Raw genomic sequence first — 17,804 nt, 5'->3', positions numbered from 1 at the left:
CCGATCAGATCAGTAGTAGTGGACCGCGCGGCCCCAGTCCTCGTCGGCCGCGAAGACGGTGCGCGGTTTGACGAACTCGTGTGAGCGGCGCAGCTCTTCGCGGGAGACGAGGCCGCCGGGCGGCAGCGCCCGGATCCGGGAACCGACCCCGAGCACCGAGCGCAGGGCATGTGTCAGCTGGGCCGCGGCTGCCGTGCCCCGGCCGTCGGCGGTCTCGATCTCCATCTCGACCGCGTCGGGCCGCACCCGGGCGCGCCAGAACAGCACCCCGAACTCCACGGGCAGCCGGTAGACCAGCTCCTCCAGTTGCTGCGGGGTGACCTTGCGCCCGCCGACCGGGTATCCGTCGCCGGAGCGTCCGGCCACCCGTACGGTGGGCAGCTGCCAGCCGCAGGAGCAGTCGGCGGCGGAGATTTCCACGGTGTCCTGGAGGTCGTAGCGGACCAGCGGCATCGCCTCGCGGTAGAGCGTGGTGATCACGAGCCGGCCGCGTCCCTCGCGAACGCCGGTTCCGGTGGCGGGGTCGTGGACCTGCGCGAGGAAGCGGTCGGCCCACAGGTGCAGCCGCCCGGCCGGACACTCGCCCGCCAGGCTGCCGGTCTCCGTCGAGCCGTAGTCCTGGTGGACGGGTACGCCGCCCCACAGCTCGCTGATCCGGGCGCGCCGGGCCTCGCTCAGCGGTTCGCCCGCGACGAGGAAGGCCCGCAGCGCCGGGAAGTCCCGCTCGGGCCGGTACCCGGCCTCGCGGGCTGCCGCGGCCCACAGCAGGGCCTCGCTGGGCAGGCACCAGGCGACGGTGACGCCCAGGTCGTGCAGGACGCGGACGACCCGTGCATACGGCATCACCAGTGAGCGGTTGTCGGCGGGGATCACGGTCGCACCCCGGCTGCGGGCCGCCTGGTGCGCCTGGTGGGCCGTGGTGAGCATCGCGTACGGGGTGCGTACCAGGACGGTGTCGTCACAGCCGAGGCCGACGGCGTTGCGGGAGAAGCGGTCGGTGACGTCGTGCCAGTCGCGCTCGGAGAAGTAGGAGGGCGTGGGCTCGCCCGAGGTGCCACTGGACTCGTGGTAGGTGGCCAGATCGCGGCGGTCGAGGGCGAGCATTCCCCACGGGTACTGCGCCCGCAGGTCGTCCTTCGTGGTCAGCGGTACGCCCTCGAGGTCGGCGACGGTCGCCTCGGGGCCCAGGTGGGCCAGGCGTCGCCGGTTGAAGGGCGAGCGCCGGGCCAGCTCGACGGCTGCGGGCAGCCGCGCATCCTGGAACGCGTACAGGCCGGCGAACGACTCCCACGCGCCGAGCGGCGGCGGCAGGGCGAGGGCCGGGGTGGTCTCCACTGGGTTCACGGGACGTCTTCTCCTATGAGTCGGCAGGTGTTCTGCCAGGTCACGCGGTGCCACACCGCGTCCGGAAGCTCCAGCGCCCGGTACTTGGCCAGCTCGACGGCCGGGTGCTGGAGCGGGTACTCGGTGCCCAGCAGCACCCGGTCGCCGCCCAGCCGGTCGAGCGCCGTGCGTACGACGACGCTCAGGCAGCCGGAGGTCTCCAGCAGCACGTTGGGCCGGGGCCGGATCAACTCGACGCCGTACAGGTCCATGTCGCCCACCCCGCCGTGCCCGAGCACGAACGTGACCGAGGGGAACTCCGCCGCGAGCCGCACCAGTTCCGCCACCCCGAAGCCGGGGCGCTGGAGGCAGTGCAGATAGACGCCGTGCCGCCGGGCGGCCGCCAGCTCGACCAGTGCCTCGGTCCGCGGGTCGAGCAGGCCGACGCCGTGCACGGAGGGCGCCAGCTTCAGTCCGCGGAACGCCCCGGCCGCCGCCCGGTAGTCGGCGCAGCGCCGGTGCGGGTTGGCGAAGAAGAACGGCACCAGCCGGCCGCCGGAGCGGGCGCATCCGGCGAGCACGGCGTCGTTGTCGGCGTCGTCGACGACGTGGCCGCCCTCGATGATCTGGCGGGAGAGCCGGTCGGGGTCGACAGCGCCGCCCGCCACGACGACGGCACGGCTGATGCCGTTGCTGTCCATGGTCCGCAGCAGCCGTTCGGTGGCTCCGTCCGCGCCCGCGAGGTGCGCGTGGGAGTCGAAAACCGGCGTGTGCTCCGTACCGGTCACGGGATCACTTCTCGATACAGAACTCGTCGATGGGGTAGCCCACGTGCCGGTCCTCGCTGGGCAGATAGCCCAGTACCCGGTCGCCGGGCTTGAGCTCGGTGCTGTTGAGCACGGTGCCGCCGGGGCCGAGCACCCTGACGTGCCAGTCGTCCTGGAGGATCAGATTGACCCGCTGGCCGCCCGGTGCCACCGCGTCCACGGAGATCAGCGGCCGGGACTCGATCTTGACGCGGCCGACGGTGACCATCCGGGTGCTGCCCTTGATGTCGACGGCCATCACCTTGCTGCCCGCCTGGAGTTCGCTGAGGTAGTTGGTGCGCTCGTCCTTGGAGAGCGTGTAGGAGTGGATGGCTCCGGCGTTGACCCGGAACGGGCGGGTGGGCATGTAGGGCAGCGGGTGGGTCTCGCTGACGCACAGGATCATGCCCTTGGAGTGCGAGCCGACCAGGATGCCCTCGTCCTCCCGGAAGTGGCTGCAGGTGTCGACGCAGGCCCGCTCCCCCATGCCGATGTGCTCGGTGCCCACCACCTCCAGCTCGGTCAGCTGGAGGTCGGGCACCTCCGCCTGTGCGGCGGCCTTCAGCTTCGCGGCGTCACCGACCCGGCGGGGCGCCATCATCACACCGTCCGAGCCGTGTTCCAGGACCCCGAAGATGATCTCGGCCTCCTCGACGTCCTGGGCGACCGTCACCAGGCTGCCGGTGGAGCGGGCCGCCGCGGCGATCACGATCTCCAGCGGGATCTTCGTCGGGTCCCGGAAGAGCAGTACGCTCCACCGCTCGCTCCTGGCCGCGTCGCACGCCTCTTCCAGGGTGGGCGCGTCGATGATCTCGACGAACCGGCCGAACTCGATCTGCGGGTGCTTGAGGGCGAGTTCGGCGGGGGTGATGCCGTGCCGGGCCGGGTCGACGATGACGACGGTGGCCTCGCCGAACTCCTCGGGCAGCGCACCGCCGCCCGGGAAGTAGATCTTGCTGAGCGTGGGCGGCAGCTCCGCGAGGTCGGCAAGGTCGTCGGCGACCACACCCTCCACCCGGTAGTGCAGGGCTTCTTGCAGTACGGCTTCCTTGAGCTCACCGAGGCCGCGGATGTCCAGCCAGCTCAGCTTCATGACAGCACTCCTTCAGGGGTGGGAACGGTTGCGCGGACCGGTACGTGATCGGCTCGGTCGGCGTGGATGACGGAGGCGAGCCGGGCCGCGAGCGCGCCCGGGTCGGGGGCCTGGAAGATGTTGCGCCCGATGGCGACACCCGCAGCGCCGCCGCGCAGCACCTCCTCGACGTAGGCCACGACCTGGCTGTCGTCGGCGGCACGCGGGCCGCCGACCGCGACGACGGGCAGCGGCGCCGCGCGGGTCAGATCGCGCATCTCGGCCTCGGAGCCGACGTACATCGTCTTCACCAGGTCGGCGCCGAGGTCGGCCGCGAGGCTGACGGCGTGTGCGACCAGCTCCGGGTCACGCGGATTGCGGATCTTGGGGCCGCGCGGGTACATCATCGCCAGCAGCGGCACGTTCCAGCGGTCGCACGCCTCGGCGACGGCGGCCATGTCCGAGATCTGCTGGCGCTCCTCGATCGCGCCGAGGTTCACATGGACGCTCACCGCGTCGGCGCCCAGCCGCACGCTCTCCTCCACCGTGGCCACCAGGTACTTGGCGTTCGGGTCGGCGGCGTGCACCGTGCTGGCGCTCAGATGGACGATCAGCGAGGTGTCGCGGAAGACCCCCGGGCGGACGGCGCGCAGGCTGCCCTTGTGCAGCACCACCGCGTCGACCTGGCTCGCGGCCAGCTCACCGACGAGGTCGTCGAGGCGGTTGCCGCCGGTGACGGGTCCGTCGGTCACGGAGTGGTCCAGCGGCACGATCAGCAGCCGCCCGGAGTCACCTCCGTACAGCCGCCGTAGCCGCAGCCTGCGGCCGAACGGCGTGTTCAGTTCCGTTGCCATTCCTTCTCCTGCTCGAGAACGGGAAGCGGCTTCTCCTGCTTCAGGACGGGAAGCGATATGCCGTGAGCGTGGCCGTACGGTCTATCGCCGTACTTTCGGGCACCTATCGCATTTCCGGCGCCTTCGGCGGATACGGTGCGTACCACCCGTTCGCGGAGGATGGCGCCTTCGAGGGCACGCAGCTGCTCGCCGGGGTCGAGACCGAGCTCGTCGGTGTAGCGCAGCCGCAGCTCGCGGTAGACCCGCAACGCGTCGGCACGCCGGCCCGACTGGTAGAGCGCCAGCATCAACTGGGCGCACAGCCGCTCCCGGAACGGGTGGTCGGCCACATGGCTCATCAGCTCACCGACGACGCTGTGGTGCCTGCCCAGATCCAGCTCCAGGTCGAAGCGTTCCTCGGCGGCAGCGACCCGCTCCTCCCCCAGCCGCGCGGCGGACCCGGCGACCAGCGCGCTGTCCAGCCCCGCGCCGAGCGGGCCGCGCCACTCCGCTTCGGCGGCGCGCAGCAGCCGTACGGCCTCCTCCGCATGGCCGTCGCGCGCCGCGTTCCGGCCGCGGGCGGCCAGTTCGCGGAAGCGCAGCAGATCCACCTCGCCGCGGCCGGCCCGCAAGGCGTATCCGGCCGGGTGCGTCTCGACGACCTCGCCCGCACCGGCTTCGGCGAGCCTGCCGCGCAGGTTCGAGACGCAGATCCACACCTGGCCCTTGGCCGAGGCGGGTGGCCGCTCGCCCCAGATGCCGTCGATCAGCCGGTTGACCGGCACCGGCCGGCCGGCCTCCAGGACGAGCAGCGTCAGCAGGATCCGCTGCCGTAGCCCGCCCACCCGCACGGCCCGGCCCGCGTGTTCGACCTCCAGCGGCCCCAGCACCCGGTACTGCGTGTCCCCCATGTGCCCTCCCCATCGGCGTAGGGCTCCAGCCTTGCGGCTGGAGCCCTGGGGACACATCACGTACATCCGGGATACGGCGGCCTCCGGTCACGTGTAGCGATAGAACCGCGTGTGGTCCAGGAGGTCCGCCGGGGACATGGTGCGCCACGGCGGCAACTTCATGCGCAGCGATGGGACGTCAGCCGTGTCGTCGCTGGGCAGATAGTGCGGCACGTCGGGGTGGAGCCGCATCCAGTCGGCCCAGATCTTGTCGATGAAGCAGTGGTGCAGGAAGAAGACGGGGTCGTTGGGCGAGCCGATGTAGAGCATGTGGCCGCCGATCCAGGTGTGCCCGGCGCCGTGCAGCTTCCCCAGGTGGGCCTCCCACGGGAACTTCGCGTATCCCTCCAGGTGGTTGCGGAAGCTCTCGTAGGGCGCCTCGGAGCCGGAGGTGTAGTTCCACGGCGGGCAGTCGTAGACGGTCAGCGCCATGGTGTCCGCAAGTTCCTTGGGCGTGGGCAGCTCGGGGATGAGGCTGCCCAGCTCCCGGACCAGGAAGTCGCGGTCGTCCTGGGTGTAGTGGCCGTTGAGTGAGGGGTGTTCGTCCCCCACCGGGACCACGCTGTTGCGCAGCACCCAGCCGTTGTCCCGCGCGAACGGCCCCGTCATCACCCGCCGGTCGCCCGCGCGGCCGTCGCCGCCCATGAACTCCTCGTCCCACAGCGGCGAGTCGGCGCCGTGGTCGGTGGTCCAGTCCCAGTACGGCAGGGTGACCCGGGGATCGACGCGGCGCAGCGCCCGCTCGAAGAGCAGCAGATACTGGCGGTGCCAGGGGAAGAACCCCGGGTTGATGTGCCCGAGCCGCTTACCGGTGTCCTTGTCGATGTAGTCGGTGGAGTTGATCCGGATGTGGATGCGCACGAGTTCGTCGTAGTAGCCGCGGCGCTTGATCTCCTTGACGGCGGCGACGAAGCGGCGCTTCTCCTCGCGCGAGAGATCCAGATGGTTCCTGCGTACGTATGTCACGCCTACGCCCCCCGGTGGCCTGAGTGGCCCGCGCCGTGTTCGAGGGGCAACAGCTGTGCCCCGCACAGTTCTTCGACCGCCCGGCGCGCCGCGGCCAGCGGGCTGGTGGCCGGCCCGTAGTGGCACATCGCGCTGAGGTAGGCGTCGTCGCCGAGCTTCATCAGATGAAGTTCACGGCCGTCGATACGGACCGTCTGTGCGCCCTTCTGGCCGCTGATCTCGATGTTCCGGCCCCGGTAGGTCTCGGTGTGTACGGGCGCTGCGGCTGCCTCGGTGTCGGCGGCCGCCTTGCCGGGCGCTTCCTCGGCCGAGACCATCACCCAGCCCGCGGCCCCGGACAGCGCCATCGCCGTCCCGAGGCCCGTCGTGGCCTTCACCATCTCGCGTCGTCTCATCTTCTTCCCCGTTCGGACTTCGAAGGTCAGGGCAGGTCGCCGACGACGCCTTTGGGCTCCAGCAGGAACCCGGTGAAGCTGCCGTCGTGCGGAATGCCCGGGGCGGTGTGCCAGGGCGGTACGGCGCCCGTGGTCACCTTGCGGACCGTGGGCTCGGCGACCGCGTCGGTGACCAGGCCGGTCCGCGCGGTCAACAGGTTGAGGGCCAGCGAATCCCGCAGCGGCGCCGTCCCGTCCCGCGGCTCCCAGGGCGCCACGATCACGAACGGGAAGGGCAGTTCGGTGCCGACGGCCGGGTGGTCGTGCCGCGGTGCGGACAGCACGACCGGCCGGGGACAGTACGAACCGTCCGGCAGCCGCACCGCGACCGGACGGGGGTCGAAGCGCGCGCTGTGGTCCTCCAGCCCCTCCGCCAACCGCGCCACCTGCCGGGTGAGTTGCCCGGCACGTTCGCCGCCGACGGCGGGAAGCACGGCTTCGGGATCGGTCACGGGCAGCGCCGGGATGCGGCTGAGCCGCTCGGCAATACGGTCGGCTGTCTCCGCCGGCGGCCCGTTGACCAGCAGCACGGACAGATTGGTGCAGCGCGTACCACCGTCGAAGGACACGGCGTGCACGAGGTGGTCGAGCACCTCGTCGGTGAGCGGGGTGTCCAGCAGCGCCTTGGCCCGGCCGGGGCCACGGACGGCCACGGAGTCCCGGCCGCGCCACCGGCCCACGGCACTCTCCCCGCCGTAGACGATGCCCACATCGGCCGCCTCCAGCAGGAATTCGCCCACCGGGTGCTCGCTGGGCAGCACCGCCAGCCGTCCGGCGGGCAGCCCGGCGGCCAGCAGGGCCGCGGCCAGCCGCGCCGGCGTCCACGGGTCCCGGCTGCCGGGCCGTACGAGCACCCCGTAGCCGTGGAAGAGTGCCTGTGCCCAGGCGCCGTGCGGCGAGGGGTGGTTGCTGGCCATCACTGCGGCGAAGACCCGGCCCCGGGGCACCCAGCGGGTGCGCAGGCCCTCGCCCAGTTCGCCCGAGGGCAGCTCAGCGGCGGTGACCTGCGGCAACTCGGCCAGCTCTGCGGCCAGTTCGGCCAGCGACCGGCGTACCGCGCAGGAGGCGAGGCCGGTGCTGAGCGCCACTCGCCCGACGTACCGTTGCGGCGTCTCCCCGGCGAGCTGCTCCTCGGTGAGCAACTTGGCCGCGCGGGCGAAGAGCGCTGGATCGGGTGCAGGGCCACCTGCGGCGGCGCGCACCGTGTGCACGGCGCCCTGCGCCATCAGCCGCGGGGCAAGCCCCACATCGGCCAGCGGCTGGCCGTGCACCCCGCTCAACTCGGTGCGGTCGGCGCTGGGCTGCGGCCTGCCGTCGATCAGCGGGTCCAAGGCGGGGAGTGGGTCGGGAGCGGGGCGCGCGTGTGCCGCCATCAGTAGACCCCTTCGATGAGGTCCTGTCCGTCGGCCGCGCGGTAGGGAGCCAGGTCGGCCAGCCCGTCCTGTCCGCCACCGGGCGCCGGCGGCACGCGTACGGCGGTGTCCCGCTCCAGCACGTTGGGCAGCAGCATCTCCTCGCTGACCAGATGCAGCCGCACCCTGCCCCGTTGTCCGTACGGCACCACCGCACCGGACTCGTCGACGGGCTGGACGAGGGTGGTGTGCGGGTGCGTCTCGAAGACACAGGCGTGGCTGTCCCCGGGCGCGGGCGGGCGCTGCGGCGCAAGTCCCATCAGGGTGTTGCCGTAGACGCCGATGAGCCGCGCCTCGGGGAAGAAGACCTCGTCCAGCTGGCGCAGCGTCTCGGCCGAGGCCGAGGTGCCGCTCCAGATGATGGCGCGCACCTGACGCTGTACCCGCTCCAGCAGCGCGGGGCGCCCGCACAGGCTCTCCAGCAGCGGCGGTGTGCTGCTCAGCACCTCGATGTGCTGGGAGGCCAGCACGTTCTCCGCCTGGTCCAGCAGATGCTGGACGTACTCCTCGGCGAGGTCCTTGCGGCCCTGCGCCACGGCGCGTTTGACCCAGCGCGGGTCCAGGTCGACGGTGTGGCACAGGCCGCCTCCCATGGCCGCGTGCCGCAGTACGTCGGCGCCCACGACGTGCGGACCGCTGGGCGCCAGACAGAGCCAGTCCCCTGCCGGGGGCAGCCCCGCCGCCAGCAGCCGCTCGCGGGCCCAGCGCAGCATGGGCAGCCGCCCCTCCCCCGCCACGATCCGGGCGGGTGCGCCGGTGGTGCCGCCCGACTCGTGCACCCGGAACTCGCGCCCGGCCAGGCCCCGCGGCACGAGGTCTCGTACGGGCACGGTGCGCAACTCGGCGCTGACGTCGGGGAAGCGCACCAGGTCCGCTGCTGAGCGGATGTCGGCAACGGGGTCGAAGCCCAGTCCCGCCCGTTTGCCGAGCCAGAACGGGGAACCGGTGTCCGGATCGAAGTGCCGGGCGAGGAGCGTACGCACCCGGTCGTCGAAGTCGGTGCGGTGCTGATCGGTGCCGGCTGTGCCGGCGACATCCGCCGCCGAGACCGCGTTCATGCTGGGAACCTCCCGGTGTGCCGCTGTGCCGATCAGAGTGCGCGGGGCGCCTATCCGCAGGTTTTCGTCCGGCTATCGCTGCGCACGCGCGGAGGGGCGCCGCAAGATCCGCCGGACCAGCTACCGCGCGGGCCCCGGCGGTGCCGCAGGGCGCGGAAGCGTGAGTGCGACCAGCGCGCCGAGCAGCGGCAGCAGGGCGATGAGGCCGAGCACGGTGGTGAGCGCATAGTTCTTGGCGAGGGCTCCCGCGACCGCCGAGCCGACGCCGCCGCCGACGAAGAAGGTGAGGTTGAGCAGCGCGATCGCACCGCCGCGCCGCATCGGCTCGATCAGCCCGGACAGCAGGCCCGTGGTGACCACCTGGGTGACAGCGAAGGAGGCGAAGCCGAGCGAGGCACCGGTCACGATCAGGGCCGGTCCGCCGGAGGTGAGGCCGGTCAGGCCGAGCACCACGGCTGCCGCCGTCGCCGTGCCCGCCAGCAGTACGTTGCCGCGGCTGCCGGTGGTGAACCGGCTGGCGAAGCGGGAGAGTACGGCGCCGACGACGGCTCCCGGCAGCAGCCACAGACCGACCGCCAGCACGCTCCAGCCATGCGAGCCGACCAGCGCCTGCGGTACCGCGTACATGGCGCCGAACAGCCCGGCGTAGACCCCGGCTCCGACCACCGCCGCGCGCAGGAAGGCGCCGTTGGTGGCCAGTTCACGGGGCACGAACCCGTCGGGCTCACGGGCGATACGCAGGACGAGTCCGACGGCGCCGAGCACCAGCAGCGCGGCGATGCCCACGGTGAGCATGGCGCCGAGCTCCAGTGCCGAGGACTGGACGAGGAGCAGGAAGGAGGCGGCGGTCACGGTCAGCAGCGCGGCGCCGGTCAGATCGGGTGCCTTGCCGGTGCCCGGGCGTGTTGCCGCCTGCCGCAGACAGAAGGGGACGGCGAGTACCGAGAGCGCGGGCAGGATCAACGCGCCCCGCCAGTGCAGCCATTCGGTGACGAGCCCGCCGGCGAGAGTGGCACCGGCGGAGAACAGCGCCATGGTCGCGCCGAAGATCGCCAGAATCCTCGGTCGCGAAGCGGGTTCGGAGCCGGCGGCGAGGGCCAGCGCGCTGGAGGACATCGCGCCGGAACCGGCCGCCAGTACGAACCGCCCGGCGACCAGGGTGCCCAGATTGGGTGCCGTCAGACAGATCACCGCGCCCAGCAGCAGCGCGACGGTGCCGGCGAGCAGTGTGGTGCGGATGCCCCAGGTGTCGGAGAGCCGTCCGGACAGCGCGGTGCCCACGCCGAGCGCGAGGGCGTGCGCGGTCAGCACCCAGGCGGCTCCGCCGGGGGTGGCGTGCAGCGCGGCCGCGACGTCGGGGAGGGCGACGCCCGCGGCGGTGACGCCGAAGATGGCGGGGCCGAAGAGCGCTCCCAGCCGGACGCCGGCGGACCGGGCGCTGAGCGGGCCGGCACCGGTGGCAGGCATTGCCTGGCCCGGGGCCGAGGAGTTGGTCGTCATCGCTGAGTCCTCTGCTGAGTGGTCAGGGTCGCTCGGTGGTGGCCGGAGCGTGCGAATCATCGACGGCACGGCCCGGCGCCGGCGGGATGTTGTGGTTGAGCCGGAAGAGGTTCTCCGGATCCCAGGTGGCTTTGAGCTGTCCGAGCCGGGCGTAGGTCTCGCGGTCGTACGCCGTCCCGGCGGAGTCGGCCGTCCCGGGCCCGGCAAGGAAGTTGACGTACTTCAGTCCGGTGCCCCAGGGCGCGAGCGCGTCCACGAGCGGGGCGGCCGGGGTGGTGCCGGGTGCCGTCGGCGGCGAGATGGTGGTGAGCGCGAACCGTGCTTCGCGGTGTCCGACGGCGTTCGGCTGTGCGGGGGCCCGGCCCGCCGCGCCGCCCAGGTGCCGCAGCTCGATCACGTAGTCGGCGCAGTCGGCGCTCTCACCGGCGAGGGCGAGGAGGCGTGCGAGCGCGTCGTCGCCGAGGTCGGCGAGCATGAGGGAGTTCTGGTGGTACTCCTGCGGCCCGTCGGGGTCCATATGGATGTCGCCGACGGCGGTGTAGGGCATGTCCCCGACGGTGTCCAGCATCGGGTGCAGCGCGCGCAGCGGCTCCACCAGCCGTTCCCCCTCCTCGGGCGGTCCCGCGTGGGCGACGCGCACATGGACGGCGAGCCGGCCGCGCAGCGGTTCGGGGGTCTCCGGCAGATCGGGCAGCCGCAGCAGGGCGAGCGATGAGGTCATCTCCTCGGGCACCTGGTCGGTCCACTTCCGCCACACCCGCAGCGCCCGGCCCGCCTGCTCACCTGGGTAGAAGAGACCGCCGCCGTACAGCCGCGACACGGGCACGAGGCCGAACTCCAGCGCCGTGACCACGCCGAAGTTGCCCTTGCCGCCGCGCAGCGCCCAGAACAGCCCCGGGTTCTCCGCCGGGCTCGCCACCCGCGGCATCCCGTCGGCGGTCACCACCTCGATACGGGTGACATGGTCGGCCGCGTAGCCGTACTTGCGCGCCAGCAGCCCGAGCCCGCCGCCCAGTGTGTAGCCGACCACGCCCGCCGTGGGGGACGAGCCGTTGAGCGGCGCCAGCCCGTGGTGCGCCGCCAGGGTGATGACCTGGTGCCACTGTGCGCCGGCCGCGGCCCGCGCGGTCCTGGTGGCGGGGTCGACGGTGACGGAGCGCAGGTGCCGGGTGCTCAGCAGCAGGCCGCCCGCGGAGGAGGCGGCCGGGCCGTGGCCGGTGGCCTGCACTCCGACCGGCAGCTCCCAGGTTCGTGCGAAGTCCACGGCGGCGCGGACGTGTGCGTCGCACAGCGCGACGACGATCAGTGTCGGCCGGTGTCCGGAAATCCGGTTGTAGCCCGCGAGTTCGGTTTCATAGGCGGCGTCCCGCGGCAGCAGCACCTGTCCGCGCGTCTGCTCGACGAGCCGCCCGACGGCTTCGGGCGGTGGTGCCTGCGGGATGCGGTGCTCCCAAGTGGACGTCACAGGGCCTCCTGCGGCATGGGTCGAGGTGAACGCCGACATCCTGCGGGAGCTTCACGGAGCGTCACATCCCTCATCTGAGGGGGTCGGCCTAGAACAGCGGCACATGCCTGGCGCCGGTGGGCATGCAGGAGCGTGGAAACGGATTCCGCTCGCGACGTGCCGCGTTGACGAGTCCCGGCTGCCAACGAACGGGTCCGGAACGGATTTGGACACACTTCCGCATACCGGACAGGAGAAACCTCGATGGGAGACGCGGCACCTCTGGTGCATACGGCCATCACCATCACCGCGGTGGTCCTGCTCATCCTCAAGGGCAAGGTCAACCCCGCGCTTGCGCTGGTACTCAGCGCCATCTACCTCGGCATCGTCTGCGGCCTCGGAGCCGAACACACCCTGGAGATCGTCAACAAGGGCTTCGGCGACCTGATGGCCAAGGTGGGGCTGCTCATCGTGTTCGGCGTCCTGCTGGGCACGCTGCTCTCGGCGCTCGGTGCCATCGAGAAGCTGATGAAGCTCCTGTTGCGCCTGCTCGGCCCGAAGCTGCTGCCGTACGCCTTCGCCCTCCTGATGGGCACGGTCCTGCAGTTCATCTTCACGGATGTGCTGTTGGTGGTGTCCGCGCCGCTGGCCCGGTCCCTGGGCGCCCGTATCGGGCCCGGCGGCGTGCCGCGGATGGCTGCGGCGCTGGCCCTGGGCCTGGAGGTGGGAGTCGCGCTGTCGGTGCCGGGCATCGGCACCATGGCGCTGGCCGGACTGCTGGACATCCCGCTGGGAGTCATGCTGCTGTACGGCCTGCCGGTGGCTGCCGTGACGATCGTGCTGACGCTGCTGCTGTTCAGCGCACTGGTCAAGCGGGGCTTCTGGGACCCGGAGCGGGACGAAAGCCCGGAGCCGCCCGCGGAGACCGGCTCGCCGGGTGAGCCCCCCGCGGAGACCGGCTCGCCGGACGAAGCGGACGTGGGGCGGGGCCCGGCGCCGCCGAGTACGCCGTTGCTGCTCTCGCTCTCCCCGCTACTGCTCGCTCTGGTCGTGATCGCGACCGGCGCCGTCGCCGAGATCGCCGGATGGCGTTCGCCCGTCGTGGGATTCCTCTGCAATCCGATCGCCGGGCTGTTCCTGGGTCTGATCTGTGCCTCACTGATCGCGCGGCGCCGCCTGCCGCGGGGCACGGTCGGCGAAATGTTCGCGGAGGGCTACCGGACCAGCGGCCCGATCCTGGTGCTGCGGGGGGTGGGTGGCTCGCTGGCCGCGGTGGTCGGGGCTGTGGGACTCGGGGACATGGTCGAGGACTGCGTCTCGGCCGGCACCTGGGCACCGCTCGTACTGGTCTGGCTGATCGCCGCCGTCCTGCACATGGCCATCGGCTCCGTCATCACCGCGGCCATCACCGCGGCGAGCATTCTCGCCCCGCTGATGCCGGACCTGCACGTGGAACCGGTGCTGGTGGCCCTCGCGGCGGGCGCGGGCTCGCTGTTCGCCATCCACGCCACCAGCAACACCTTCTGGCTCCTGCAGACCCTGCTCGGGCAGACGACGCGCGGAGCGCTGAAGACGGTGACGATGAGCGTCTCGGCCGCCTCCGTGATCGCCCTGCTGCTGATCCAGACGGTGAGCCTGGCGGTGTGAGCGAGCCGTGAGAGGACGGAAAACCTCGCGATCGTGACTACGGTTTCCTCACCCGACCGGAATCCGTTCTACAAGGGCTCATTGACCCCCAAGAACAGCAGTCGCCCACCTCTTTGACCACGGATTTCGTCGAAAGAAGGGTCTTGACTCCGCATCGTCTGAACAGCTTGTATGCGCTGACCGGAACGGTGCTTCCGTCACTCGGACTCCCCCCACCGCAACGCGGTGTCTCACCGGAGGCGATACCCCTCCCCGCCCAGTACGCACAGTACGAACGGAACAGCATGACCGACACCCTCGAAGAGCACAGCAAGCCCAAGCTCACCCGCTCCATCGGCGTGGTGGGCGGCACGCTGCTCACCCTGTCCTGTCTGACCCCGGCCTCGTCACTGTTCGTGATCGTGCCGGACTCGTTCAGCACGCTGGGCACCGGGACGGCACTCACCATCACCGTCGCCGCTCTGCTGTGTATCGGCGTTGCCTTCACCTACTCCGAGCTGGGCACCCTCATCCCGAGCTCGGGCGGTGAGTACGCCATGGTCGGCACCCTGATGGGCAGGCTGGCGGGCTGGCTGGTCTTCGTTCTGTCACTGATCGTCGTCATGATCGTGCCGCCGATCATCGCGCTGGGCACCGCCGACTATCTCGAACCGCTCATACACCTCGATCCGCAGTTCGCAGCCGCCGCCGTGATGCTGCTGTCCACCGCCATGGGCCTGCTGGACCTGCGGGCCAACGCCTGGATCACCGGCGTCTTCCTCGCCCTGGAGGTGGTGGGCGCCGCCATCGTCGCCTTCCTGGGCTTCACCCACACCCAGCGCTCCGCCTCCGTACTGGTGAACCCCGTCATGGACAGCGGCCATGGCCACTCCTCGCCGGTCACGGCCGGTCTGATCGTTGCCGGGCTCGCCACCGCGCTGTTCATCCTCCAGGGCTTCTCGACCGCCGTATACCTGGCCGAGGAGATGGAGAACCCGCGCCGCACCGTCGCCCGCACCGTGCTGTGGACGCTCGCCATCGGGTTCGCGGTCGTGATCGTTCCCGTCGTCGCGATCACGCTGGGCGCCCCCGATCTGCACGCCCTGGCCGGCGGCGACATCGCGGGCATGGTGCAGCAGTGGAGCAATTCCGCCGTCGGGACGTTCATCAGCCTCTGCATCGCGCTGGCGATCATCAACGCCGCGATCGTGATGGTCATCCAGAACTCCCGGGTCGTCTTCGCCTCGGCCCGTGACTCCGCCTGGCCGGCGCCGGTCAACCGCGCCTTCTCCCGGCTCGGCAAGCGCTTCGGCTCCCCCTGGGTGGCCACGCTGATGGTCGGCGTACCCGGCGCGATGCTGTGCTTCGTGAACCTCGACATGCTGAGTGAGGTCACCGGGGTCGCCGTGGCGGGGATGTACGTCTTCGTCGCGCTCGGCGCCCTCGCGGCGCGCCGTGCGGCGTACAAGCACCGGGCCGCCTGGCGTATGCCGCTGTGGCCCGTGCTCCCCGCGCTGCTGATGGCGGTGCTGCTGTGGGTGCTGTGGCAGCAGAGCGCCGAGAGCCTCGCCATCACCGGCGGCATCGTCCTCGCAGCGGCCGCCTACTGGGCGCTCTATCTGCGCCCGCGCCGGCAGACGCACTGGGTCATCTCCGTCCCCGAGGACGAGCAGGCCCCCGCCCCCGCCCCCGCCCAAGAGGACAACCGGGACAACCGCGGAGACACCCTCCAACCCGTCTGACCGGCTGCGCCCCGCAGGGGCGCGGGGAACTGCGCGAACAGCCACGAGGCACCCGCACCCGGCCACCGCCAACAACCCGACGGCGCTCCCCCTCCCCCGACCCCCCCCCCCCGGCGCACATGCTGACCTGCAAATCTGTGACCTAGCCGAGACGAGGGACCAATCGCGTAGCCGCCACTCGTGGCCGATAGTGTTCCTACGCAAACGCGGGGGCACGCGCGTTAAACAGAGCGAGCGCAGACGTCTCCCCCCGCTGCTCTGCACCCGCACACCGGCGTGCCGAACACCGAGGAGGGGAGCCATGACCTACCCGAGCCCGCCCGAACCCCCTGGCAGCGCCGGGGGGTTCGGTCAGCAGCACCCCGGCCCACCCCCAGCGGCGCCCCCGCCAATGCCGCCGGGCCCGCCGGGGATGCCCCCGGACCAGGGCGGCTTCCACCCACAGGGGGTGCCCGGACAGCAGGGCGCACCCGGCATGCAGCCGGGAATGCCGCCCGGCGGGACGCCCGGAGGGTTCCCCGGCGGCGGGACGCCCGGGGGAATGCCCGGAGGGTTCCCCGGCGGCGGGATGCCGCTGCCGCTGCCGCCGAAGAAGAACACCGGCCGCAACTGCCTCACCGCCTTCCTCAGCATCGTCGGCGGCCTCGCCCTCCTCGCGGGCGGCGCACTGACCGCGCACACGATCTCCAACGCCAACCAGGACATCCCCAACCGCTCCGGCTTCGGCCCGGACATGTGGCGCAACGAGCGGGTGGACACGCTCTTCCCCAAGACGCTCGGGCCGAAGACCAACTCGCAGTCCGGCGCGGACGACCCGAAGATCGCCGAGTGGCACCGTCTCGGCATATCCGAGAAGACCGACTGCGCCGGCGCGCTGACCGGAGCGCTGGCCGCCGAGGCGGATAAGCGGGGCTGCAAGGCGGTGCTCCGCGCCACGTACATCGATCCGACGGGCAACCTGGTGGCGACCGTCGCGCTCATCGTCCTGCCGGACGTCGACGATTCCGCGGACGGGATGACCACCTTCTTCGACGCGGAGAAGGACAAGCGCACCGCGAGCCACGGCGTCAAGGCGTTCCCGGTCCCGGACACCGCCGCCGCCGGCTGGAAGAACGCCGACCGCAACGGCTCGGACGGCATACAGGTCACCGACCTGAACCTCCCCTATGCCGTCGCGGTCTCCGCCGGCTCCGCCGACGGCCGCAAGGCGGGCCGTCTGCCCGGCGAGTGGGGCAGGACGCAGCTCGACGCCAAGTCGGACCGCATGCCCTGGCGGGAGGCGGCCCACTCCCTCGCCGGCGACCTCAATCTGCATCTCGGCGACCTGCTGCTCAAGGAGACGTCATGAACCGGGGCGTCATGAACCGCCGGCGCATCAGCACAGTGATCGCCGCTGCCGGGCTGAGCGCACTGCTGTGCACGGTGACCGCGACCCCGGCACAGGCCGACACACCCACCAGTTGGGAGTCCCGGGCCCTCGGCCTCTCCTCCGCGCAGCGCACCACCCAGGGCGAGGGCGTCAAGGTCGCCGTCCTGGACAGCGGCGTGGAGAAGGACCACCCGGCCCTCGCGGGCAAGGTGACCACCGGCCCCGACTTCCTCAAGGACGGCCTCCAACCCGGCGATCCGCGCTGGGGCGGCCACGGTACGGCGATGGCCTCGGACGTGCTCAAGGTCGCCCCGAAGGCCGAGATCCTGTCGGTGCGGGTGATCGACGACAAGAAGGAGCACGACGCCGACGACTGGAAGACCGGGCCCAGCCCCGTCGCCCAGGGCATCGAGTACGCGGTGAACCACGGCGCCGACGTCATCTCCATGTCGCTGGGAGGTGACTCCTTCGGCTCCAGTTTCAACGAGGAGGAGACCAAGGCCCTGGCCCACGCCGCGTACAAGGGCGTGACGGTGGTGGCCTCGGCCGGCAACGACGGCGATGTGTTCAACGACTCGTCCTATCCAGCCGGCTACCCCGGTGTGATCGCCGTCGCCGCCGTCAAGCAGGGCGGCAGCCGGGCGGAGTTCTCCACCGTGCGGACGTACAACACCGTCGCGGCGCCCGGTGTCGACATCGTCAGCGCGAAGAACACCGGCGGCTATGAGCCCGTCAACGGCACCTCGCCCGCCGCGGCCCTCACCTCCGGTGTGGTGGCCCTGATGCTCGGCAAGGACGACAAGCTCAAGCCCTCCCAGGTCCGCGCCATCCTCACCAAGACCGCAGCGCACCCGCCGGGCGGCTACAGCCCGCTGGTCGGCCACGGCGTGATCAACGCCGCGGCGGCCGTACGCGCCGTCTCCAAACCGCCCGCCGACCGGGCGGCTCCGGCCGAGTACAAGGGCAGACCGCACCTGGCCTCTCGTACCAACGTCAAGCCCACCCAGCACCCGCCGATGGAGACATCGCTGCTGACGATCGGCGTCTCGGCGGCAGGTGTCGGGCTGCTGATGGTCGTCGGCGCCATCGTCATCAGCCGTATGGGCCGTCGCCGCACCCCCACCACGCCGCCCCGCCACGGCCTCGCCTAAGGGGGTGCCCCCTTCCGAAATGTGCGGCTGCGGGTGTGTGGTGGCTGGTCGCGCCCGCGCGGCGGAGCCGCACATGAACACAGCCCCGCGCCCCCTTCGGGGCGCGGGGTCCCTCCCA

At 71.7% G+C, this 17,804-nt stretch carries 15 protein-coding genes; 4 read left to right on the top strand and 11 right to left on the bottom strand.

Features of this window, described 5'->3' with window-relative positions:
• Positions 1–9 precede the first annotated feature (9 nt).
• The 11 genes from ACTWP9_RS04245 to ACTWP9_RS04195 form a co-directional block, all read right to left on the bottom strand.
• Positions 10–1,344, bottom strand: coding sequence for a phenylacetate--CoA ligase family protein (locus tag ACTWP9_RS04245; protein WP_443244585.1), 1,335 nt, complete (start codon positions 1,342–1,344; stop codon positions 10–12).
• Positions 1,341–2,111, bottom strand: coding sequence for an amidohydrolase family protein (locus ACTWP9_RS04240; RefSeq protein ID WP_443244584.1), 771 nt, complete (start codon positions 2,109–2,111; stop codon positions 1,341–1,343). Before ACTWP9_RS04240 ends, ACTWP9_RS04245 begins: the two co-directional genes overlap by 4 nt.
• 4 nt (positions 2,112–2,115) lie before the next feature.
• Entirely contained in the window at positions 2,116–3,222 is a 1,107-nt protein-coding gene (locus ACTWP9_RS04235) for a 3-dehydroquinate synthase II family protein (RefSeq protein WP_443244583.1), read from the bottom strand.
• Complete coding sequence (locus ACTWP9_RS04230) at positions 3,219–4,055, bottom strand: 2-amino-3,7-dideoxy-D-threo-hept-6-ulosonate synthase (protein WP_443244582.1); 837 nt, start codon at positions 4,053–4,055, stop codon at positions 3,219–3,221. Before ACTWP9_RS04230 ends, ACTWP9_RS04235 begins: the two co-directional genes overlap by 4 nt.
• Positions 4,040–4,945, bottom strand: a complete 906-nt coding sequence (locus tag ACTWP9_RS04225; RefSeq protein WP_443244581.1) for an AfsR/SARP family transcriptional regulator — start codon at positions 4,943–4,945, stop codon at positions 4,040–4,042. Before ACTWP9_RS04225 ends, ACTWP9_RS04230 begins: the two co-directional genes overlap by 16 nt.
• An 87-nt stretch (positions 4,946–5,032) precedes the next feature.
• A complete protein-coding gene (locus ACTWP9_RS04220; protein ID WP_443244580.1) occupies positions 5,033–5,950 on the bottom strand; it encodes a tyrosinase family protein in 918 nt (305 codons plus the stop codon).
• Between the two features lie 2 nt (positions 5,951–5,952).
• Positions 5,953–6,345 (bottom strand): tyrosinase family oxidase copper chaperone, encoded by a 393-nt coding sequence (locus tag ACTWP9_RS04215; RefSeq protein WP_443244579.1) that lies wholly within the window; start codon positions 6,343–6,345, stop codon positions 5,953–5,955.
• A 26-nt stretch (positions 6,346–6,371) separates the two neighbouring features.
• Positions 6,372–7,757, bottom strand: a complete 1,386-nt coding sequence (locus tag ACTWP9_RS04210) for an aldehyde dehydrogenase family protein (protein WP_443244578.1) — start codon at positions 7,755–7,757, stop codon at positions 6,372–6,374.
• A complete protein-coding gene (locus tag ACTWP9_RS04205; RefSeq protein WP_443244577.1) occupies positions 7,757–8,854 on the bottom strand; it encodes a phenazine biosynthesis protein in 1,098 nt (365 codons plus the stop codon). The genes ACTWP9_RS04210 and ACTWP9_RS04205 overlap by 1 nt, the downstream gene beginning before the upstream one ends.
• Positions 8,855–8,974: 120 nt before the next feature.
• Positions 8,975–10,354: an MFS transporter gene (locus tag ACTWP9_RS04200; RefSeq protein ID WP_443244576.1), complete on the bottom strand. Its 1,380-nt coding sequence runs from the start codon at positions 10,352–10,354 to the stop codon at positions 8,975–8,977.
• Between the two features lie 22 nt (positions 10,355–10,376).
• Entirely contained in the window at positions 10,377–11,819 is a 1,443-nt protein-coding gene (locus tag ACTWP9_RS04195; protein ID WP_443244575.1) for an FAD-binding protein, read from the bottom strand.
• 243 nt (positions 11,820–12,062) lie between these two features.
• On the opposite strand from ACTWP9_RS04195, the gene ACTWP9_RS04190 reads away from it, so the two are divergent.
• The 4 genes from ACTWP9_RS04190 (at position 12,063) to ACTWP9_RS04175 (ending at position 17,686) form a co-directional block, all read left to right on the top strand.
• Positions 12,063–13,445 (top strand): GntP family permease, encoded by a 1,383-nt coding sequence (locus ACTWP9_RS04190; RefSeq protein ID WP_443244574.1) that lies wholly within the window; start codon positions 12,063–12,065, stop codon positions 13,443–13,445.
• Between the two features lie 284 nt (positions 13,446–13,729).
• Positions 13,730–15,166 (top strand): APC family permease, encoded by a 1,437-nt coding sequence (locus ACTWP9_RS04185; RefSeq protein WP_443244573.1) that lies wholly within the window; start codon positions 13,730–13,732, stop codon positions 15,164–15,166.
• Positions 15,167–15,467: 301 nt separating this feature from the next.
• Positions 15,468–16,514 carry a hypothetical protein gene (locus ACTWP9_RS04180; protein ID WP_443244572.1) on the top strand — a complete coding sequence of 349 codons (1,047 nt, stop codon included), beginning with the start codon at positions 15,468–15,470 and terminating at the stop codon, positions 16,512–16,514.
• The gene (locus tag ACTWP9_RS04175; RefSeq protein ID WP_443244571.1) at positions 16,511–17,686 is read left to right on the top strand and encodes a S8 family peptidase; all 1,176 of its coding nucleotides are present in this window, start codon (positions 16,511–16,513) and stop codon (positions 17,684–17,686) included. Before ACTWP9_RS04180 ends, ACTWP9_RS04175 begins: the two co-directional genes overlap by 4 nt.
• Positions 17,687–17,804 lie beyond the last annotated feature (118 nt).

Origin of the sequence: Streptomyces sp. 3N207, assembly GCF_052246355.1 — a bacterium.
Classification (GTDB): domain Bacteria; phylum Actinomycetota; class Actinomycetes; order Streptomycetales; family Streptomycetaceae; genus Streptomyces.
Note: the sequence above shows the minus strand (reverse complement) of the source record. Positions and strands in the feature narration are given on the sequence as shown.